The sequence below is a fragment of the Pseudomonas sp. PGPPP1 genome (assembly GCF_002255865.1).
GTDB classification, from domain to species: Bacteria; Pseudomonadota; Gammaproteobacteria; order Pseudomonadales; family Pseudomonadaceae; genus Aquipseudomonas; species Aquipseudomonas cremoris.
Map to the genome: position 1 here is coordinate 1 of NZ_NKIG01000011.1, position 20185 is coordinate 20185.

Annotated in this window: 16 protein-coding genes; 5 read left to right on the plus strand and 11 right to left on the minus strand. The window is 58.7% G+C overall.

Annotated elements, in window-relative coordinates; genetic code table 11:
* Window positions 1–631, minus strand: a 631-nt coding sequence (gene minC / locus CFE47_RS14070; RefSeq protein ID WP_286837853.1) for a septum site-determining protein MinC, incomplete at its 3' end; no start/stop codon positions are given.
* A 119-nt stretch (window positions 632–750) separates the two neighbouring features.
* Between minC and CFE47_RS14075 the strand changes: the two genes are divergently transcribed.
* Both CFE47_RS14075 and CFE47_RS14080 read left to right on the plus strand, forming a co-directional pair.
* Window positions 751–1686 (plus strand): lipid A biosynthesis lauroyl acyltransferase, encoded by a 936-nt coding sequence (locus CFE47_RS14075; protein ID WP_286837855.1) that lies wholly within the window; start codon window positions 751–753, stop codon window positions 1684–1686.
* A 30-nt stretch (window positions 1687–1716) separates the two neighbouring features.
* Window positions 1717–2865, plus strand: a complete 1149-nt coding sequence (locus CFE47_RS14080) for a patatin-like phospholipase family protein (protein ID WP_286837858.1) — start codon at window positions 1717–1719, stop codon at window positions 2863–2865.
* 90 nt (window positions 2866–2955) lie between these two features.
* Here CFE47_RS14080 and CFE47_RS14085 read toward each other — a convergent pair whose 3' ends face one another.
* The 7 genes from CFE47_RS14085 to puuE all read right to left on the minus strand — a co-directional run bounded on the left by CFE47_RS14085 (window position 2956) and on the right by puuE (window position 10230).
* Entirely contained in the window at window positions 2956–3741 is a 786-nt protein-coding gene (locus tag CFE47_RS14085; protein ID WP_286837860.1) for an outer membrane protein OmpK, read from the minus strand.
* A 437-nt stretch (window positions 3742–4178) separates the two neighbouring features.
* Entirely contained in the window at window positions 4179–5525 is a 1347-nt protein-coding gene (locus CFE47_RS14090; protein WP_286837862.1) for a nucleobase:cation symporter-2 family protein, read from the minus strand.
* 191 nt (window positions 5526–5716) lie between these two features.
* Window positions 5717–7009 carry a urate hydroxylase PuuD gene (locus CFE47_RS14095; protein ID WP_185703759.1) on the minus strand — a complete coding sequence of 431 codons (1293 nt, stop codon included), beginning with the start codon at window positions 7007–7009 and terminating at the stop codon, window positions 5717–5719.
* Window positions 7010–7060: 51 nt separating this feature from the next.
* A complete protein-coding gene (locus CFE47_RS14100) occupies window positions 7061–7564 on the minus strand; it encodes an ureidoglycolate lyase (RefSeq protein ID WP_185703761.1) in 504 nt (167 codons plus the stop codon).
* Between the two features lie 151 nt (window positions 7565–7715).
* Window positions 7716–8711, minus strand: coding sequence for an allantoicase (gene alc / locus CFE47_RS14105; RefSeq protein ID WP_185703763.1), 996 nt, complete (start codon window positions 8709–8711; stop codon window positions 7716–7718).
* Window positions 8712–8791: 80 nt separating this feature from the next.
* On the minus strand, window positions 8792–9307 hold the full coding sequence (gene uraD / locus CFE47_RS14110) for a 2-oxo-4-hydroxy-4-carboxy-5-ureidoimidazoline decarboxylase (protein ID WP_286837865.1): 516 nt from the start codon (window positions 9305–9307) through the stop codon (window positions 8792–8794).
* A complete protein-coding gene (puuE, locus tag CFE47_RS14115) occupies window positions 9304–10230 on the minus strand; it encodes an allantoinase PuuE (protein ID WP_286837867.1) in 927 nt (308 codons plus the stop codon). The genes uraD and puuE overlap by 4 nt, the downstream gene beginning before the upstream one ends.
* Before the next feature lie 386 nt (window positions 10231–10616).
* On the opposite strand from puuE, the gene uraH reads away from it, so the two are divergent.
* Window positions 10617–10970 (plus strand): hydroxyisourate hydrolase, encoded by a 354-nt coding sequence (uraH, locus tag CFE47_RS14120; protein WP_286837869.1) that lies wholly within the window; start codon window positions 10617–10619, stop codon window positions 10968–10970.
* A 182-nt stretch (window positions 10971–11152) separates the two neighbouring features.
* On the plus strand, window positions 11153–16339 hold the full coding sequence (locus tag CFE47_RS14125; protein WP_286837871.1) for a dermonecrotic toxin domain-containing protein: 5187 nt from the start codon (window positions 11153–11155) through the stop codon (window positions 16337–16339).
* Here CFE47_RS14125 and CFE47_RS14130 read toward each other — a convergent pair.
* The 3 genes from CFE47_RS14130 to CFE47_RS14140 all read right to left on the minus strand — a co-directional run bounded on the left by CFE47_RS14130 (window position 16320) and on the right by CFE47_RS14140 (window position 18932).
* Window positions 16320–16961 carry a LysE family translocator gene (locus CFE47_RS14130; protein WP_286837873.1) on the minus strand — a complete coding sequence of 214 codons (642 nt, stop codon included), beginning with the start codon at window positions 16959–16961 and terminating at the stop codon, window positions 16320–16322. The two genes, CFE47_RS14125 and CFE47_RS14130, sit on opposite strands and share 20 nt — an antisense overlap.
* 12 nt (window positions 16962–16973) lie before the next feature.
* Window positions 16974–18320 (minus strand): NCS2 family permease, encoded by a 1347-nt coding sequence (locus CFE47_RS14135; protein ID WP_286837875.1) that lies wholly within the window; start codon window positions 18318–18320, stop codon window positions 16974–16976.
* Between the two features lie 177 nt (window positions 18321–18497).
* A complete protein-coding gene (locus tag CFE47_RS14140) occupies window positions 18498–18932 on the minus strand; it encodes a MarR family winged helix-turn-helix transcriptional regulator (protein ID WP_286837877.1) in 435 nt (144 codons plus the stop codon).
* Window positions 18933–19013: 81 nt separating this feature from the next.
* Here CFE47_RS14140 and CFE47_RS14145 point away from each other — a divergent pair, with 81 nt between their 5' ends.
* Window positions 19014–20180: an aminotransferase-like domain-containing protein gene (locus tag CFE47_RS14145; protein ID WP_286837878.1), complete on the plus strand. Its 1167-nt coding sequence runs from the start codon at window positions 19014–19016 to the stop codon at window positions 20178–20180.
* Window positions 20181–20185: the final 5 nt, after the last annotated feature.

Below are 20185 nucleotides of genomic sequence, written 5' to 3' on the forward strand. Positions count from 1 at the left end.
TGGACACTAGCTCAGCGGTCAACTGCTGGCAAAAAATACGGGCCTTGGTATCACCCTTGATGCCGGCGAGGGCACGTCCGCGCATCGGGCCGTATACATGGATGTTGCCATCGGCGAGAAGTTCCGCCCCGGGACTGACCGACGAGATCACCACAAGGTCGCCACCCTGGGCGTAAATCTGCTGCCCGCCCCGTACGGGAGAGGTGATGATCTTTGTAGGCTTGATCGTAGGCTCGGGTGGTTTTTCCGGTTTTTTCTTCTCTTCGCCGACCAATGGTTCTAGCGGACGCTCACGCGCACCGGACGGCGGCAATACTGGCAGTTCAATGGCGATGGCCGCGGCAATGTCTTCGATACGGCTGGCACGAATTGCCAGGGTGCGCAGGCCATGGGAGCGGCACACGCGCATCAGGCCGGGCAGGTCGATGACCCCTTGGCCGGCAGGCAGTTTGTCCAGGGCCAGCACCAGCGGGGCATTGTTGAAGAAGTTCGGCGCCAGGGCGACCTTGGCGGCCAATTGGCGGTCCAGGGCGTCGAGGTCGTTGCGGGCCAGTTCCAGCACGGTGATGGCGAGCATGCTGCCTTTCAGCTGGAACACGGGATCTTGGTCTAGCGGTTCGGTTTGGCTCATGGTCGGCAAAAGCGGCTTGTCACGAAAAGTGTCGAGACTTATAACGAGAACATCCACTGGCCGCAAGCCGAGTCGAACCGTTGTAGAATGCGCGGCCCTTGTCTTTACCGGAATCTGTAATGGATCGCCCGCGTTTTCGAGCTGTATTTTTTCACCCACGTTTTTGGCTGTTATGGCTGGGACTCGGCCTGCTGTGGCTGGTCACCCAGTTGCCGTACCGCGCGCTGCTGGTCATCGGCCGCGTGTTGGGTGCGGGAATGTACCGTGTGGCCGGTGAACGTCGGCGCATCGCCGCGCGAAACCTGGAGCTGTGCTTCCCGGAAAAATCCGCCAAAGAGCGAAAACATTTGCTCAAGGAAAACTTTGCCTCCACCGGCATCGCCTTCTTTGAAATGGCCATGAGCTGGTGGTGGTCGCGCCAGCGTTTGGCGCGCCTGGCCCATGTCGAAGGCCTGGAGCACCTCAAGCAGGCTCAACTGGACGGCAAGGGCGTGATCCTCATGGCCCTGCATTTCACTACCCTGGAAATCGGCGCAGCCTTGCTGGGGCAAAAGCACACCATTGATGGCATGTACCGCGAGCACGGCAACCCGCTGTTCGACTATATCCAGCGCCGTGGCCGCGAGCGCCACAACCTCGATTCCCTGGCGGTGGAGCGCGAGGACGTGCGCGGCATGCTCAAGCTGCTGCGCGCCGGCCGTGCCATCTGGTATGCACCGGACCAGGACTACGGCGCCAAGCAAAGCATCTTCGTGCCGCTGTTCGGCATTCAGGCCGCTACCGTGCCGGCCACCAGCAAGTTCGCCAAGCTGGGCAAGGCGCTGGTGGTGCCGTTCACCCAGCAGCGCCTGGCCGACGGCAGTGGGTACCGCCTGGTGATCCACCCGCCGCTGGCTGACTTCCCCGGCGAAAGCGATGAGGCCGATTGCCTGCGCATCAACCAGTGGGTCGAAGCCTCGGTACGTGAATGCCCCGAGCAGTACCTGTGGACCCATCGCCGCTTCAAGAGCCGGCCACCGGGTGAGCCAAAACTGTACGAAAAACGCCGTCGGTAATCCCGACGTTTCCCTACATGGAGTGATGCGATGCGCCCAGCTGAACCGGTTACAGGCTTGATTCTTTCCGGCGGTGGGGCGCGAGCGGCATATCAAGTGGGGGTGTTGGCGGCGATTGCCGAATTGCTGCCGCCGGGGGCGCCGAACCCGTTTCCGGTGATCGTCGGCACGTCGGCCGGTGCGATCAATGCGGTAAGCCTGGCCAGTGGGGCCATGGATTTCACCGCCGCGATCCAACGACTTACCGCGTTCTGGCAAGGCTTTCGCAGCCATCTGGTGCTGCGCAGTGACTGGCCGGGGGTAATTCGCCAGGCGAGCCGGTTTTTTTTCCACAGTTTGCTCGGCATGGGCGCGCAGGTGCCGGTGGCACTGCTCAATAGCGCGCCGTTGCGCGATTTGCTCAACGACAAACTGCACCTGCACGGTATCGACGAAGCCATCCGCAAAAAGCACCTGCATGCGGTGGCCGTGACAGCCTTCGGTTATGAGTCCGGGCAAGCGGTGACCTTTTATCAAGGCGGGCGCACCATCGACGCGTGGTTGCGCCATCGGCGTATCGGCGTGCCCACTCAGCTCAGCGTTGAACACCTGCTGGCCAGTTCGGCGATCCCCTTGTTGTTCGCCCCAGTCAAACTTGACCATGAGTATTTCGGCGACGGCGCTGTACGCCAGTCGGCCCCCATCAGCCCGGCGCTGCACCTGGGGGCCAGCCGTGTCTTGGTGGTTGGCGTCAGCGGCAACCCGCGTGGCAATGAGCCGGCGGTGCAGCGAACTTTCACCGGCCAGGAGCCGACCCTGGCGCAGATCGGTGGGCACATGCTCAACAGTACGTTCATCGACAGCCTGGAAAGCGATATCGAACTGCTGGAGCGGCTCAACCAGTTCAGCCATTTCCGGCCTGCCGACAGCACCGCCCAGGGGTTGGCTCCGGTGGAAGTGCTGGTCATTGCGCCCAGCCAGCCTATCGACGAAATCGCAGCGCGACATCGCCAGGAATTACCGGCGGCGTTGCGTTTGTTCTTGCGTGGGCCGGGGGCGACCAAGACGAGTGGGGCGGGGGTGTTGAGCTACTTGCTGTTCGAGGCGGGGTATTGCAGCGAGTTGATCGAGCTGGGACGGCGGGATGCGTTGGCCAAGCGTGATCAGATCACGCGTTTCCTGGGCCTGCAACCGAACTGAATGTGGGAGCTGGCTTGCCTGCGATAGCGGTGGGTCTGACAGATCGCTATCGCAGGCAAGCCAGCTCCCACAGGGGACTGGCGGTGTGCGTTAGAAGTGGTACTTGACCAGGAAGCTCGCCGTGTCCTGGTTGGTCTTGAACGCGCCTGAATCTTCGATCCCGTACTTGTTCTTCCAGTAGTCGTATTCAAAGCCGACGTACAGTTGCTTCTCGCCCCAATGCAACGCCTTGCCCAGGTCATATTTGACCTGTGGGTTGAAGTGCAGGTTGGCGTGATAAGTACCACGGGCGTTCTTGTCGTTGTCCGTCACCCAGTCCATGTAGCCGTCGATCAGGATGTTGGAGTTGCCCACCGGCAGGGTGTACGACCACACCGGCGTGATCTGCCACACGCCATCACCCGGACGATTGCCTTCGGTCTGGCGCTGGTAGAAGTTCAACTGGAAGTAGTCGAAACCCGGAATGTTCAAGTCAAAGCCAGGGCCCAGCAGGTACGACTCGTTATCGCCTTCGCCGAACTCGTAAGTGAAGGCCAGCAATACGTCTTTGATCGGGCCGAAGGACAGGTCCTTGTCAAAGATCTTGCCGAATGACAGGCGTGGGCTGAACTCGCCGTAGTAAGTACTTGGGCCGACGTTGCCGTCTTCCTTGCCGTTGTAAAAGATGCGGTCGACAAACAAGAAGTTGTCGCCGTACTTCCATGCGTCGGCATGTTCGAACGTTACGGTTTGCTGGATCTGCGGGTTAACGGTAAAGCTCTTGCCCCACAGATAAGTCAGGCTGTTGTTCTGCCACTGCAACAGGTCACCGGCCACGGCTTGGCCACCGGCCAGCAGGGATCCCGCCAGCATCAGGCCTTTGAACATAGGTTTCATTCGGTTGCTCCCGAGTTAAAGTTTTATGGTTTTTCTTCTACGCAGGCGCTCTGGTGTGGCGCCTTTTGGATCGCTGCAAAAATCGTCTATTCGGTCAGCTTTAGTGCTTTTAGCAAGAGCTGCGCCAAGGTGTTTAAAAAGCCAAAAAATCCCCGTCGGCTGCAATAAATGCAGTCGAATTCAGAGGACTTTTGCGCACGATGGCTGCAGACATGAGGCCGGGATAAGTTGGCCTTGCAGTCAGCTTTTACATTTGCTGTTTTTTTTTGAGTCGATTCGAGCGGGCGCGGAGAATACTGGCTCCAAAGCCTTGGCTCAAGTGCGCTGTAACAGAGCGCGTGGGGCAAGAATGGGGCACGGCGTGTGGCCGGCCCCAGGTGAATGCTGTGCATGTGGATATTCCCGGTTTCGTTATTGTTTTTATTTGAACGAAGGAATCAATGCGTATGGGCGACGGCAGGTCGTTCAGAGCCACCGAGAATGTTGAACAGGATATTCAGCGACAACGCGCTGAGCGTGGCCATGGCGATGCCGCTATGGGTAATCGGGCTCATCCACAACGGTAGTTGCGCGAAGAACTCCGGACGCACCACCGGGATCAGGCCCATGCCGATACTCACCGCCACCAGCAACTGGTTGCGGCGGTCGGCGATATCGGCTTCCTGCAGGATCTTGATCCCGGTAGCCGCCACCATGCCGAACATGGCGATTGCCGCACCCCCCAATACCGCAGGCGGAATCGACGCCACCAGGAAGGCCGCTTTCGGCAGCAGGCTGAGCACAATCAAAAAGGCCCCGGCCATGATCGTCACCGAACGGCAACGCACGCCGGTCATCTGCACCAGGCCGATGTTCTGGGCGAAGGAGGAGTGGGTAAAGGTGTTGAAGAACCCGGCAAAGAACGACGCGCCGGCGTCACACAGCAAGCCACGGCGCAGCATCTTCGGCGTGACGTCCTGGCCGGTGATCTTGCCCAGCGCGAGGAACATCCCAGTGGATTCGACAAAGATGATCACCACCACCAGGCACATCGACAGGATCGGCGCCAGCTCGAACTTGGGCATACCGAAGTGCAGCGGCGTTACCACCTGCACCCACGGCGCCTGCGCCAAACCGCTGAGGTCGACCATGCCGAGCATGCCGCACAACACATAGCCCAGGCCCATGCCGATCAGCACCGAGATATTCACCCAGAAGCCGCGCATGAAGCGGTTGATCAACAAGATGGTGCCCAGGACCAAGGCAGCAATCGCCAGGTAGACCGGCGAGCCGAAGCTGGCTGCAGCGCTACCGCCGCCGGCCCAGTTCACGGCTACCGGAAACAATGACAAGCCGATCGCCGTGATCACGGTGCCGGTTACCAAGGGTGGGAAGAAGCGCACGACCTTGGACATGAACGGCGCGATGATCATGCCGAAAAAACCGGCAGCGATGGTCGCGCCGAAGATCCCTTGCAAGCCGATACCGGGCATGCCCGCCATGGCGACCATGCTGCCGACGGCGGCGAAACTGGCACCCATCATCACCGGCATGCGAATGCCCACCGGGCCGATGCCGAACGATTGCACCATGGTGGCGATACCGGCCACCAGCAGGTCGGCGTTGATCAGGAAGGCGATTTCTTCACGGCTCAGACCGGCGGCCTGGCCAATGATCAGGGGCACGGCGACAGCGCCGCCGTACATCAGCAAGACGTGTTGCAGGCCTACCAGAATCAGTTGCAAGAGGGGCAGCCGCACCATGGCGGGTGCGGCAGGAATCTGCGGTTCGGCTAACTCGGTCATGCAACACCTCGGATCTTTTTTATTTTTGTGTTGTTCGGCATTCAATTGCCGGGTGGAACTCAATCTACAAGCCTGCGAGGGTCGAAATGTGGGAGCTGGCTTGCCTGCGATAGCTTTGGGTCAGTCACATATCTGCTGACTGATGCACCGCCATCGCGGGCAAGCCCGCTCCCACATTTGATCTCCAACAATCAGTTAGTGCGGGCTCCCTGGTTGATCCAGGTGCCAATCAAATCCCGCTCCTGCTGGGTCATCTGGGTGATGTTGCCCAATGGCATGATCTGGCTGGCCACGGCTTGCGCCTGAATACGCGCTGCCTGCTGCTGGATCTGCGTCGGGGTATCGAACATCACCCCTGCCGGCGCAGTGCTGAACAGCGGGCTGGTGGGCTTGGCCGAATGGCAGACGGCGCAGCGTTCCTGGATCACCCCGTGCACTTTGTCGAAATCAATCGTGGCCTGGGCCGGTGCAGGTTCAGCCGCTGGTGCAGCGGGCGCTGCCGGTGCAGCAGGTTTCAAGCCACCACCCAACGCCGTTTCCGGCAGCGGTTGGTACTCGATGGCCGCTGGGGCCTTGGCCACTTCGGCAACGGGCTTGGGACCGGTCACGTACGCCAGGCTGATCATTGCCAACGCGCCGACCGGCAGCGTCCACGCATACTTCTGGCTGTTATGCCGGGTGTTGAAGTAGTGACGCACCAACACTGCCGCCACCGCGATACCGGCCAGGATCAGCCAGTTGTATTGGCTGCCATAGGTGCTCGGGAAGTGGTTGCTGATCATGATGAACAGCACGGGCAAGGTGAAGTAGTTGTTGTGACGCGAACGCAGCAAGCCCTTGGCCGGCAGTGCCGGATCCGGCGTGCGGTTCTCGGCAATCGCCGCTACCAGTGCACGCTGCGCGGGCATGATGATGCGGAAAACGTTACCCACCATGATGGTGCCGATCACCGCACCCACGTGCAGGTAGGCGCCACGGCCACTGAACACTTTGCTGAAGCCATAAGCTGCGGCAATCAACAGCACGAACAGGATGAAACCCAGCAGGGCAGGGCGTTTGCCCAGGGCCGAGTCGCAGAGGAAGGAGTAGATGAACCAGCCGGCGAACAGTGAGCCGATGCCCAGCAAGACGCCTTCGGTGCCGCTGAGCGTGCTGCCGGGGGCGAGCAGGTACAGCGTCGGGTTCCAGTAGAACACCACGCACAGCAGCGCAATGCCCGACATCCAGGTGAAGTAGGCTTCCCATTTGAACCAGTGCAGGTTGTCCGGCATGGTCGGCGGGGCCAGTTTGTATTTTTCCAGGTGGTAGATGCCGCCACCGTGGATCGCCCACAAGTCACCGGCCAGGCCGCTCTTGGGGTTGACGCGATTAAGGTTGTTTTCCAGCCAGACGAAGTAGAAAGAAGCGCCGATCCACGCGACGCCCGTGATCATGTGAACCCAGCGCACGCTAAGGTTCAGCCATTCCATCAAATGTGCTTCCACAGTCTTTACCTCTCGCCTGTCACCCTTGTTGTCGGGTGATCAGACCTTCTCTTATTGGTGGGGGGCGAGGATCAACCGCTCATCCTCTTTGAAAAAATGCTCATCGCAGTTATTGCCTGTGCCACTGCGATCAACCACCAGGAAGTCATCCCGCTTTTCGATCGTCAGCACCGGATGGTGCCAAACGCCGCGATGGTAATTAATGCCCTGCCTGCCGTTGGTAACGAAGGCGCGGACCAAGCCCGATACAGGTTCATCGCCAACTGGCGCGACCACGATCAGAAAGGGGTTGCCGAGCAGCGGTATGAACGCCTGGCTGCCCAGCGGGTGTCTCTCCAGCATGCACACGGTCAGCGGCATGTCCTGCGCATCGGCGCGGAAAATGCTGATGATGGCGTGGTCTTCCGGCTTAGCGGTTTCGACCGTGGCCAGTTTGTGAAAGCGCATGGTCGACCCGTTGTTGATCATGAAGTGATCGCTGCCGTCCGTTTCGATAACGTCTCCGAAAGGGGCAAAGGCTTCTTTGGTCAGGGGTTCGATCACTAGTGTGCGCATGGCTGTCTCTTATCCGAATTCTGTGTTGTTTGTTCTGCTTGCTTTTGTAGTGAGCGGGCTTGTCCCGCGCTGGGCTGCGTAGCAGCCCCAAAAGACAGGGCCGCTTCGCGCCCCAGCGCGGGGCAAGCCCGCTCACTACAGGGTGCGGCGCTTACTTGGCGACTTTGCCCAGAACACGCAGGCGGCTCACACCACCGTCCGGGAACACATTCAGGCGGATGTGGGTAATCGGGCCCAGCGCCTTGATCTGCTCGGCGAAGGTGTGCTCAGCGTGCATTTCCAGCTTCTGCGCCGGCAGCAGTTCGCGCCAGAACAGCGATTGGGTTTCGATCTGGCTGTCGGTGCCGCCCTTCACGAACGCGCCCTGGATCGAGCAAGTGTCTGGGTAGTTGCCCTTGAAGTGCAGGGTGTCGACGATGACTTTCTCGATCTCGCCCGGGTGGCCCAGTGCGACGATCACCCAGTCATTGCCCGGTGTACGACGACGCGCGGTTTCCCAGCCGTCGCCCATGTTGATGCCACGGCCTGGGTTGAGGATGTTGCTCATGCGGCCAAAGTGCTCGTCGGAGCAAGCCAGCGCACGGCCGCCGTTCAGGGCAGCAGCCAGGTCAACCTGTTCGTTGTCGCCCACCGAGGACCAGTCGCGGAACGGTACGCCGTAGACGCGCAGACGCGCCACGCCGCCATCTGGGTAGATGTTGAAACGCAGGTGGCTGAACGCCTTGTCGTTGTTGATCTCGTGGTAGTGGTGGCTGTTGCCTTGCAGCTCGACGGCCGACAGCACTTCCACCCACTGGGTGTTTTCATCAGGGTCGCCCGAGGCCAGGAAACAGGCTTCCAGGGAGGCCGACGGCGGGAAGTTGCCGGTGAAGAATGAAGTGTCGATGTCCACGCCTTTGATCGAGCCAGGCACGCCCAGGCGGATCACTGCGCTGTCGTAGCCTTCGAAGCGCTTGCGGCGCGACTCCCAGCCGTCCATCCACTTGCCGTTGTCATCGAAAACGCCCTCCTTCCACACGGCCGGGGTCGGCTGGAACAGGCGGTTGGCGTCAGCGAACCAGTCATCGGTCACCGAAAGGATCTTGGTGCCCAGACGGGCGTCGGCCAGGTTGACGAACTTCTCGAAAGGTACGGCGTAAGCTTTCATTCTTCTTGTCTGCCTTGAATTGAGTGGCTTGGGATGCTCGCCAGGCCCTGGGCGCCATGAACGCTCGGGCCAGGGTTGCTTTAAAGGGTCAGTAAACGGAACAACGCGATCTTGTTGATCTCGGCCAGTGCACATTTGAACTCGGCCTCAACCGAGTTGTGAATGCGCGTTTCGAACGCGGCCAGGATCTGATGCCGGTTGCTGCCTTTTACCGCCATGATGAAGGGAAACTTGAACTTGGCCTTGTAGGCATCGTTCAGCTCGGTGAAGCGAGAAAACTCCTCGCTCGAGCATTGGTGAATCCCCGCGCCAGCTTGCTCATCGGTGCTGGCTTGGGTGAGTTGGCCCTGGACGGCAGCTTTGCCGGCCAGGTCCGGGTGAGCGTTGATCAGGGCCAACTGGCTGGCATGATCGGCGCTCAACAGGATGTCGCTCATGCGCTGGTGCAGGGTTTCGATCTCGTCGATCGAAGCGTCCTGGCCCAGGTCGTAGGCCTTTTCGGCCACCCATGGCGAATGTTCGTAGATGTCGGCGAAGGCCTGGACGAATTCGTCGCGGCTCAATGTCGAAGGTTTCAGGGTTTGGAACGCAGTCATTTCGCCGCTCCCTTGAAGGGGTGGGTTTCGTGCCAGTGACGGGCAATGTCGACACGGCGAGTGAACCACACGTGATCGTGACCTTTGACGTACTCGATGAACCGCTTCAAGGAGGCCAGGCGTGCCGGGCGGCCGATCAGGCGGCAATGCAGGCCGATGGAAAGCATTTTCGGCGCCTCCGCGCCTTCGGCGTAGAGCACGTCGAACGCGTCCTTGAGGTATTCGAAGAAGTCATCGCCCTTGTTGAAGCCCTGCACCTGGGTGAAGCGCATGTCATTGGTGTCCAGGGTGTAGGGGATCACCAAGTGCGGCTTGCCGGTGGGGTTGTTGGGCTCCCAGTAGGGCAGGTCGTCGTCGTAGGTGTCGCAGTCGTAGAGAAAGCCGCCTTCCTCCATCACCAGCCGCCGTGTATTGGGGCCGGTGCGCCCGGTGTACCAGCCCAGTGGGCGTTCGCCGGTCAGTTCGGTGAGGATGCGGATCGCTTCGAGCATATGCTCGCGTTCCTGGGCTTCGTCCATGTACTGGTAGTCGATCCAGCGGTAGCCGTGGCTGCAGATCTCGTGGCCGGCCTCGACCATGGCGCGGATCACATCCGGGTGACGCTGGGCGGCCATGGCCACGGCGAAGATGGTCAGCGGAATATCGAATTCTTTAAACAGCTTGAGGATGCGCCACACGCCGGCACGGCTGCCGTATTCGTACAGCGACTCCATGCTCATGTTGCGCGCGCCTTGCAACGGCTGGGCCGAGACCATTTCCGAGAGGAAGGCTTCGGACTCTTTGTCGCCGTGCAAAATATTGCGCTCACCGCCTTCTTCGTAGTTGAGTACGAAAGACAGCGCAATGCGCGCCTTGCCCGGCCAGTGGGGGTGAGGAGGGTTACTGCCGTAACCGATCAGGTCGCGTGGGTAGTCAGCGCTCACTGCAGTCTTCCTTCTTGTTCGTGATCATTCATGTGGCGGCCGGGCAGTGAAATGACTGGGTGGCGTCACAGCGATGAGTGATTGTATACAACTTATCATCGACTTTGTAAGCCTACATTTCCGCATTTTTTCTGCAAGACTCCCTATGAAGGGTGTAGCAAGAAACTTGCCTGGTTGGTCAGCAAATGGATAAAAGGTCGTTTAAAAGCAAGGATTACTCGCCAATTACCTGTTGAAGCAATGAGGACGGGGTGATGCAAAGGTTTGTGATTTTTATTGTGTACAATTTTTTTAAAAAGTGTCTTAATCAGTCATCGCCGGCTTTTTCACTGCCCTGAAAAAGTGCGGACTTCTTTTCTACTGACTTCAGGAGGCGCGTAGACGCCATGGGACGTTTGACCACACACGTTTTGGACGCCGCGCACGGCTGCCCTGGCAGCGCAATCAAGGTGGAGCTGTACCGCGTCGAAGGCGCGCAGCTGGAACTGGTTGCCACTGCTCTGACCAACAGCGACGGGCGCTGCGATGCCCCGCTGCTGCAAGGCGATAACTACCGCAGCGGCGTGTACCAACTGCAGTTCAGCGCCGGCGACTACTACCGTGCTCGTGGTGTGCAACTGCCGGAGCCTGCGTTCCTGGACGTGGTGGTGCTGCGCTTTGGCATCAGTGCCGAGCAGGATCACTACCATGTCCCGCTACTGATTTCGCCCTACAGCTACTCCACCTATCGCGGTAGCTAGCGTCACTTCGTTTCACGCCCCCAAGGCTCTTCGTTGGTTTTTCGCCCGCCCACACTGCGGGCTTTTTTTTGCCTGCCGTGGGCTCAATTATCTAGTGCCGGTTGGGCGGCTGCGGTGATTAGGCTGGGTGTTTTCCTCCTTTAGATGAAAGCACCATGAGTCCTGATAATGACGACCCAGACATGGCTGACCAAGACGCGCGCCAGGAGATTCAGAACCAACTGCGATGGCGAATCAACGCTTGCACCCATCCCAGCCGAATCATTAATCAAATCAGCCTTGCTGATTTGCGGTGCGATGAGTCGACACGAGCGCTCATGAATCTGATAGGCCGCTCGCCGAAAGTCTTGAGTGTGATTCGGGCTGCGTTACGCAAAGCGTTCAACGTCGATCCGGATAGCCTGTTGTTTACTGAAACCAGGCCTCCCGACGCACCCGAGAAAGTCGACACGCTGACCGATAGGGCATTGTTGCTGTTGGTCGACCCTTCGGTGGCAGTCAACGTCAATTCGTTCACCGCCCTGAGCGTCAAGGGCGAGCCGAATCGCCGATTGCCCTGCACTCCGTTGGAGGTGTTGCAACAGGTTGTAGAGATGCGTCTGTCTGACCAACTGGCCCGCGCACATGAAGCCTATTGGAATGCCCTGGCCGAGGGGGCCTGGCTCACAAGGCGGGAACGTTGGATTGAATTGCATACGGGGCTGTTCGCTGATCGTGCGTTTATCGCGCAGCAACTGGAAGAGCTGTCGAATGCAGGAATGAACCTGGTCCAGGCCGTGATTGATGCCCCGACTGCTGAGGCTCGCCAGCGGGCAGGTGGGCATTGGGCAAGCGTGCATGTGAGCCAGTTGATGTGGCCGGGTACACCCGCGGTGGCTGTCCCTGGGGCATTGCATTTTTATCGGGCGGGTGATCCCGGTACCGCCCCTCACGTGATTTATCTTCCAGGAGTGGTTCGCAACTTTTACGAATACCCGACCTTCACCGCCCTTCAGTGCGGCCTGCTGGAGCTGGGCCGAGAGCGTTTTCATCAGCTCTGGCAATGCTTGCCGTTAGATCGACGCAATGGGTTATGCCCACCCGCTGGCTTGTCGCCGGCAACCGGCTTTACTCGCGGTGCGCAGATTCTGGAGGATGCACTGGCAGTGGGCGCGAGGGCGTTGCTGGAGGGGCAATGGGCGAATGAAGTGGCTTGTGCCTTGATGGTTAATCTGGCGCACGTCTTCTCTACCGGGCACCCCCGGCCTCAACCGCTGGAGGCGGTGCCCTTTCTTAAGTTCATGGAGGGCAGCAGAAAGCAATTGATCGGTGGCGTTCGCCTGGGCCCCATTCGTGATCAGTTACTTAAATGGGACCATCAGCGACGACGAGAAGAAATAGCCTTCGCCAATCTGGCGCCCGGCCTCGCGTTACACACCTCAGAGAGGCAGGTCAAACGCTACGAAAAAGGCCTGCTCGCGCTGTTGGCCTCGGAGGATCCCAGTGCAGAGACACCTGCCTACAAAGAGGTCCTGTCGTTGATGAGCCAATTGGAGGTCCATGCACAGGAGCTGAAGACGTTGATGAAGTGCGCGCCGCAACAGTTGCTGCTTGTGGACTTTTGGGCTGAGAGACCCGGTGGGGAGGGAACGCCCAACCGTATTTCGCTATTCATCAACGCTCAGGTTGAGGCCCTGCGCAGTGAGGTTCAGTTGCAGCACCGGCTCAAGCTGCTCAGCACGGCTCATCGGGACTTAATGATTGAGGTGATAGAGCAGACTTATGCAAGCAAGCGCCCCGACAGTCAAACCCAGGTGCTTTCGATCATGATTGGCACTGAGCCAGACACGTTCTACCCGCTCCATAACGCATGGGTAGTCACCACGGCAGCGGCGCTGAGGGAGCCGACCCGCCAACTTCCTGTGGTTCTGTACGTTTTTGGGGCGGCGGGTGGGGTGTTGGCTTTTGCCGGGGTGGAGGCGCTGACCCGAAGCATCAAAGCCAGTCTCGCCAGTCGGGACGATTCCGTGCTGTGGGGCGGTGTGGAGCGCGATAAGCGGAATGCCTTACGCATGCACGCGGCAGGTGAAACCTTGGCGACGCGCTACGTGCCCATCGATGGCAGATATGCAAGGGTTTTCATCCGTGACCTCGTTATGTCCTATGAGCGCTTGTGCAACCGCACCGACGACATCACGCGCATTTTCAGTGAAGTGACGGATGCCGAGTTGGCCCGTGCACTACTGCTGACGGAACTGGTGCAACAACTGCAAATTCCCGTCAATAGTGCTCTGAGCCATGCGCAGAAGAATATTGAACTGCTGCGCAAGGTCGCGCTTGAAACGAAAAAACTGCCGGCATGGTTGGCGGGGGCTAAGCATGCGCAGCGTAAAATTTTCTTGCGCTTGCAAAAGCTTTACCTGGGCAGTGCCTGGGCATTCCTGGCACGGCAAGAACAACGTTTGCCGGATTTGTACACGTATGCCCGCGAGGAGTTGGCCGCGCGTTTACGTCGCGACGGGATCTCTCTGGGGATTGGTCTTGATGAGCCCTTTATAGCGATGTCAGGGGATATTCACGGCACCTATTGTGATTATCAAGATGCTTGCCTCCTGAAAGATCCGAAAAATGTACTGCCTAAGTCTGCTGCTTCATGCAGAGCCTTCAGCTTGTTGGATCTGGCCCTGCAAAACCTGGATCCGGAGGCAACCTGGACGGAACATCAATTAAAGCGTGCTTGCTATCTGCGATGGACGTGGCCAGACCATCTTTCTCCTGGCCATCTGAGGAATATGATCTCTTCGCTAAATATCGGCGGCCGGTACGACGCACTGATCGGAGAAGTTTTCTATCCGCCCGTTCACCCCGAGCACTTGCTCTCGGAAGGACGTATCCCTGAGTTATTGAATCGCGCGCTGTCTTCGGGCGCTGATTATCATCTGTTTTTAGCCGTTCAACAGGGGGTCTCGGTGAAAGCGCAAAGCGTATTCAGCACGGCGATGGCTGCCCGAACGCCACAGGATCTATTGAGAAACCAGCATGAGTTACAACTGCATGTGGTTTTTTGGGTGGGGCATACCATGCTGCATGATCGCTACGTCGCAGGAATAGTAATCGTGCAAGACAAGCGCTCGGCGCTTTGCGTGGTTTACTGGCCACAGGCCCCGCAGGCGTTGGTGCTCACTGAGTACAGCAGCCTTGAAAAGGCCAGTGCTGAATTGAATCGCTTTGCCGCATTGCCAGATAACGCCAAGACGCTCGCACGGCAGGTCACACCAGGCTGGGCGTTTCGGGCATCGTTCGGGACTCTGTTTCAACCTCCCACTTCCATCGACGTTCGTAGAGAAAGGGCTCATATCTATTTTGTGAAAGGAGAGTGGCATTTATCTCGCGAGTCCAAGGCAAAGTATCTGGAACCATCGCTTTCGGTTGATGAGATAGAAGCGCAGGTGTTCGAACAGATTGCCAGTCATCCACAGGATTGGCTGGTGATTGTCGCCTTGACCAACTGCAATGCCCAGGCATTGCTGTACCGTGCCCATGTGCATGAACTGCAACGCCAGACACAGGCGGCCAGTTACTCCAATGAGGCGCTCAGGGACTATCGAATCCGGCGCAAAGAAGACGAGAGCGTAGCCAAAACGAAGATGGTGTTAAGTATTTTTTTTCCGTTATTCGGGTTGTTGAATAGCGCCAATGAATTGTACTTGGCGGTGCGACGTTATCAGCGTTCCAGCTACCCTCTTGATAAACGCGTGTTGGCCGATTCGATTAAATTCTTTTTGGTCGATCTGGCGACGCTTTTCATACCCAGCCCCTTCCCCAAGAACGCGGGTGCCGTGGCGTCTGCTGCTATACGGCCTGCTTTGCCTAAGGCTTTGGGGCGGATACGCCGCTGGCGTGTGGAACCGGGAACCGTTTCTCGTCCGGCGTCATCGGTGAGGCAACTTCCGGCGCTGGAGTCTTTTAAGGTCAAGTTGGCGCCGGAGGGCGCTGTGGCGCTCAAAGGGCCGAGTGAAAGGGGTGTGTATGCGAAGGATGGAGCACTGTTTGTTAAAGATGGCACGCACCATTACCCGGTTTACCGGCGTAGCAACGAAGCGTTATTTCGCCTGAAAAACCAGCAGGTAGCGGGTCAGGATGAACTGATTCTGAACATTCACGAGTCGGGCGAGTGGCTATTGGGTGCGGACGCGCCCCTGCCGGTGGCGGGGACGAGTTCGGGAGTGCTCAATCCGTGGCAGCGGCCAGTGTCACCCCCGCCTGATTGGTGGCCGCCCGTTGTGCGCACGGCGACGGAAAATTCGATTCTTCAATCATCTACGACGACGAATCATTGGGTGAGTTGGGGTATGACTCCCCCGGATTATCGGCAATTGATTTCTCCTGCTCCGGGTGTTTTTCACGTTCCCAGTGGAGCCTCTGGTTTTTCTTACAATGTTGCGCGAGTCGCCCCGCCGAATGTTGCCTTTGACCATCTGACCAGCGGTTTTTACAGGTTGCTTCCTGAAGGTCATCAGGCACCTTTGAACCGTATTGTATTCATGACAAAGAACGAGCCGTTGGCTTCAAATGCGCTCGATGATATCAAGCGCTGGACAAGCACGGCGCTGCATGAACAACCCCTTCCAATGTCATTTACCTCGAAGAACGGGTGGGCACTGCATGCTCCACTGTTCGACAGGCCGTTGGCTCAGTCTGTAGGTGCGGCCTTTCCTACCATGACAACCAGAAGTCGAGATTTCACGGTCATACGCATCACTGAGTTGTCTGGGCCGGAGGGGGCTGCAACGGCTACTCATTTGCTTAACATTCGTTCGACGTTGGACAAATGGTTGCCGCCACTGCCTGCCCTGCCAGGGCAAACGGACGATCTGCTGAGAATGTTGCGGCCTCTTGAAAGGCGTCGCCACCATTTGTTTATCAGCTACCAAGGCGTTACCCCTGGCTTCACGCGTGTTGACTTTAAACCGCATGGTTTAGACCCCTCATTGTGGGTCGTTACATCTCATGCTGCTTCTATGCGCAGCCCTGCAATGATTGCCGCTGTTGAGTACGTGCTGCTGCAGCAAGGCTTCACGATTCATCAGCTAGGGGTGGTGCGCCACGGTGCTCGTTCATTTGAGTTTGCAGCGACGCACGCCGGTTCGAATTCCCTTTATTACGTGTCACTCCACTGGGTGGAGAAAGGGAGTGTCAGCTTAGGACAAAGGCTAACTGATGGATGGTTCAACAAGACCATTAGCAATAACGCAATAAATCCAAGATTCGCGCCAGTCAGAAGTGCCTGGGGGGAAGGGCGATTGGTTCGGATCGTGGCAGGCATTCAATGGCCTATCATGAGTACGGTCCCTCCCACCGTTTATTTCGTCAAAGTGAGTCCATCCTGACCTTCATCAACGCCATCATGCCTGCACCGCCAAACAGTCCCGCACTGACGCGGTTGAACCAGCTCTGGCCCTTGCCGCTGCGAAGGTAACGAGCAGCACCATGAGCGCCCAAGCCATAGGCCAGCTTGCAGAGCAGGTCGAGTACGGTCCATGTGGCGATCATGATCAGCAGTTGTGGCAGGAACGGCTGCTCGCCACTGAGAAACTGCGGCAGGAAGGCGGCGAAAAACAGGATGTCCTTGGGGTTGCTGGCACCCAACACAAACGCGCGACCAAACAGCGTGCGAAAGCGGGGCGTAGCAGCCAACTGCGGAACTTCAGCGCCCTGCGCCGGCTGGCGTGATTGCATCCAACTCTGCCAGGCGAGGTAGAACAGGTACGCCGCGCCGACGATCTTCAATGCGCTGAACAGCTGTTCCGACGCCAGTAACAAGGCGCCCAGGCCCAGGGCCGAGGCGCTCAGCAGGCAGATCGAGGCAAACACCCCACCGAGAAACGCTGGATACGAACGGCGCAGGCCGTAGTTGAGACTGTTGCTGATCATCAACAGTGACAATGGTCCCGGGATCAGGATCACCACCAATGCCGCGCCGCTGAACAGTAGCCAGGTTTCCAGGTTCATCCGTTACTCCTTTTATAGAAATATGAATTTGGCGATAAAGATCGCGCACAACACCCACAGGCTGACGGAAATCTCGCGGTACTTGCCGGTGCCGGCCTTGAGCGCCACATACGTGATGAAGCCCAGGGCGATACCGTCGGCCACCGAGAACGTCAGCGGCATCATGATCGCGGTGACAATCGCCGGAATGCTGTCGGTGGCTTCATCCCAGTTGATATGGGCCATGCTCGCCATCATCAGCATTGCCACATAGATCAATGCACCGGCAGTGGCATACGCCGGGATCATGCCGGCCAGTGGTGCAAAAAACATCGCCGCCACAAACAGCACGCCCACGGTCACGGCGGTGAGCCCGGTGCGACCGCCAGCGGCCACACCCGCAGCACTTTCAACATAGCTCGTGACCGGTGGCACACCGACCATCGCGCCAAATACGCTGGAAGCACTATCAGCCTTTAGTGCGCGGGACAGGTTGTCGATCTTGCCATCGGCATTCACCAGGCCCGCCCGTTGCGCGACGCCCATCAGTGTACCTGCGGTATCGAACATGTGTACAAAAAGAAACGCGAAAACAACGCTAATCATGCTGACATTGAATACACCTTTGATATCCATAGCCATCCAGGTAGGCGCCAGGCTCGGTGGCGTGGAGAGAATGCCGTTGTAGTGCACCAGGTCCAGGCCCCAACCCGCGAGGGTCACAGCGATGATGCTGATGAGGATTGCGCCGAATACGCGGTGGTAACTGAGGATGGCAATCAGCAGGAAGCACACCGCCGCCAGCAGTGGCGCCGGTTCGTGCAGCGAACCGAGCTTGATCAACGTAACCGGGCTGTCGACGATGATGCCGGCGGTTTTCAAGCCGATCACCCCGAGAAACAGGCCGACGCCCGCGCCCATCGCGTGGCGCAGGCTCACGGGGATGCTGTTGAGCAGCCATTCACGCACACGGGACAGGGTCAGGCCCATGAACAGCACACCGGAAATGAACACCGCACCCAGCGCGGTTTCCCAGTGGTAGCCCATGGTGCCGACCACGGTGTAGGTGAAGAACGCATTCAGCCCCATGCCCGGCGCCAGGCCCACCGGCCAGTTGGCGTACAGGCCCATCAACAGGCAACCCAGTGCGGCGGCGATGCAGGTGGCAACAAACGCCGCGCCGTGATCGATGCCGGCGTCGGCCATGATGTTGGGGTTGACGAAGATGATGTAAGCCATGGTGATGAAGGTGGTGAGGCCGGCGATCAGCTCGGTCTTCACTGTGGTGCCATGCGCGCTGAGTTTGAACAAACGTTCTAGCCAGCTGTTAGTGGGCGGGGCGATGTCCAGCGTCGGGGCTTCGGATTTGCGGCTATCCACAGCGAGTACTCCTCAAGAGTTTTATTGTTATTTACAGCGCCGGTCACAAATGTGGGCAACAGCGCTTTGAGGTACTGGCGGGTTTTGTTGACCAATAGGTCAGGAACTCGCACGAGGCGAATTATGCTTTTGTATACAAAGAAAGCAAATAATGTTTTCGAATAGTTGGATGAAAGGCTAGTTCGCTGCACTCAGGGCCTGATTGACGGCCAGCCATCCCATCACCGCTTCTTCCCCCGCTTCGCTGAACGCGCGTTGCAGCAGCTTCACTTGTTCGCGGCGCAGTGACTGTTCGAAACGCAGGCCTTCTTCGCTCAATTCCAACAGGCGTTTGCGCTTGTCGGTCTCGGACGCAACGCTGATTACCAAGTGCATTTCCTGTAATTGGCGCAGCGGCATGTTCAGCGCTTGTTTGCTCACGCCGAGCAATTCCAGCAGTTCCTTCACGCTCAGCGCGGGGTAGCGCGCGATAAAAAACACGATGCGCTGGTGCACTCGGCTCAGGCCGCGGCGCTCAAGCATTTCGTCAGCCTTGGCGGTGAACGCCTGGTAGCCGAAGAAGAACGCCTCCATGGCTTCTTGCTGAGCGGTTGGGTTCTTAAGGTCAAGCATATTGACGTATCCGTGCGAGTCGTCGTAATTTCGGTCAACCAGTTTGACGTATTTCCTACAGTCTTCGCTACCGGTGACCCTATGGCCTTCTCTGAACGTGTTACGCGCCTCAAAAGCTCCTTGATCCGTGAAATCCTCGCGGCAGCCCAGCGCCCGGAAGTGATGTCGTTCGCCGGTGGCCTGCCGGCCGAAGCCATGTTGCCTGCGCTCAATTGGGATGACATGCCACTGAACGTTGGCCAGTACGGCATGAGTGAAGGGGAGCCGCAGTTGCGCGAATTGCTCGCCGCCGAGGCCCGCGCGCTTGGCGTGCCGTGCCAGGCCAGCCAGGTGCTGGTGGTCAGTGGTTCTCAGCAAACCCTGGACCTGGCAGCCAAGCTGTATATCGACAAAGGCACTCAAATCCTGCTGGAAGGCCCGACCTACCTGGCGGCGTTGCAGATCTTCCAACTGTTCGGCGCCGACTGCCTCACTGTGCAGTTGGAGGCCGACGGCCCGGACTTGGCCGCGCTGCGCGCCAACCTGGAGCGCCATCGCCCGGCGTTCATCTACCTGATCCCGACTTTCCAGAACCCCTCGGCCGTGCGCTACAGCGAGGCCAAGCGCGAAGCCGTCGCCGCACTGCTGGACGCGTTCGGCGTGACGCTGATCGAAGACGAACCCTACCGCGAATTGACCTTCGACGGTGGCAGCGCCAAACCCATCGCAGGGCGTCTGAAAAAAGCCAGTTGGATCTACACCGGCACGGTGTCCAAAACCCTGCTGCCAGGGCTGCGCGTCGGCTATTTGATCGCCAGTCCGGACCTGTTTCCGCACTTGCTCAAGCTCAAGCAGTCGGCCGACTTGCACACCAACCGTGTCGGCCAATGGCAGGCAATGCAGTGGATCGGCACGGAGAAATACCAGCAACACCTGCAGGAATTGCGCAGCTTCTACCGCGAACGCCGCGATGCCTTTCAGTCCGCGCTGGAGCGTCACTTCGCTGACCTGGCCGACTGGCAAGTGCCCCAGGGCGGATTATTCTTCTGGCTGACCTTGAAACAGCCGTTGGACACCCGCACTTTGTTGGCTCCATCGCTCGATCAGGACGTCGCGTTCATGCCCGGTGAACCGTTCTTTTCCGAGCCGGACCAACACCTGGGTTCATTGCGGCTCAATTTCAGCCATATCGACCCGGCCCGCCTGGATGAAGGTCTCAAGCGCCTGGCCACGGTGGTCCGTCAAGCACAGCACGCGCAAGCGGCATAAGGGGA

Excerpts from the sequence above, each read along its gene's own strand:
- CFE47_RS14145 (WP_286837878.1), top strand. The coding sequence starts at position 19,014 with ATGGCCTTCTCTGAACGTGTTACGCGCCTCAAAAGCTCCTTGATCCGT.
- CFE47_RS14130 (WP_286837873.1), bottom strand. The coding sequence starts at position 16,961 with ATGAACCTGGAAACCTGGCTACTGTTCAGCGGCGCGGCATTGGTGGTG.
- alc (WP_185703763.1), bottom strand. The coding sequence starts at position 8,711 with ATGAAAGCTTACGCCGTACCTTTCGAGAAGTTCGTCAACCTGGCCGAC.
- CFE47_RS14085 (WP_286837860.1), bottom strand. The coding sequence starts at position 3,741 with ATGAAACCTATGTTCAAAGGCCTGATGCTGGCGGGATCCCTGCTGGCC.
- CFE47_RS14075 (WP_286837855.1), top strand. The coding sequence starts at position 751 with ATGGATCGCCCGCGTTTTCGAGCTGTATTTTTTCACCCACGTTTTTGG.
- CFE47_RS14090 (WP_286837862.1), bottom strand. The coding sequence starts at position 5,525 with ATGACCGAGTTAGCCGAACCGCAGATTCCTGCCGCACCCGCCATGGTG.
- CFE47_RS14140 (WP_286837877.1), bottom strand. The coding sequence starts at position 18,932 with ATGCTTGACCTTAAGAACCCAACCGCTCAGCAAGAAGCCATGGAGGCG.
- uraH (WP_286837869.1), top strand. The coding sequence starts at position 10,617 with ATGGGACGTTTGACCACACACGTTTTGGACGCCGCGCACGGCTGCCCT.
- CFE47_RS14125 (WP_286837871.1), top strand. The coding sequence starts at position 11,153 with ATGGCTGACCAAGACGCGCGCCAGGAGATTCAGAACCAACTGCGATGG.
- CFE47_RS14100 (WP_185703761.1), bottom strand. The coding sequence starts at position 7,564 with ATGCGCACACTAGTGATCGAACCCCTGACCAAAGAAGCCTTTGCCCCT.
- uraD (WP_286837865.1), bottom strand. The coding sequence starts at position 9,307 with ATGACTGCGTTCCAAACCCTGAAACCTTCGACATTGAGCCGCGACGAA.
- CFE47_RS14080 (WP_286837858.1), top strand. The coding sequence starts at position 1,717 with ATGCGCCCAGCTGAACCGGTTACAGGCTTGATTCTTTCCGGCGGTGGG.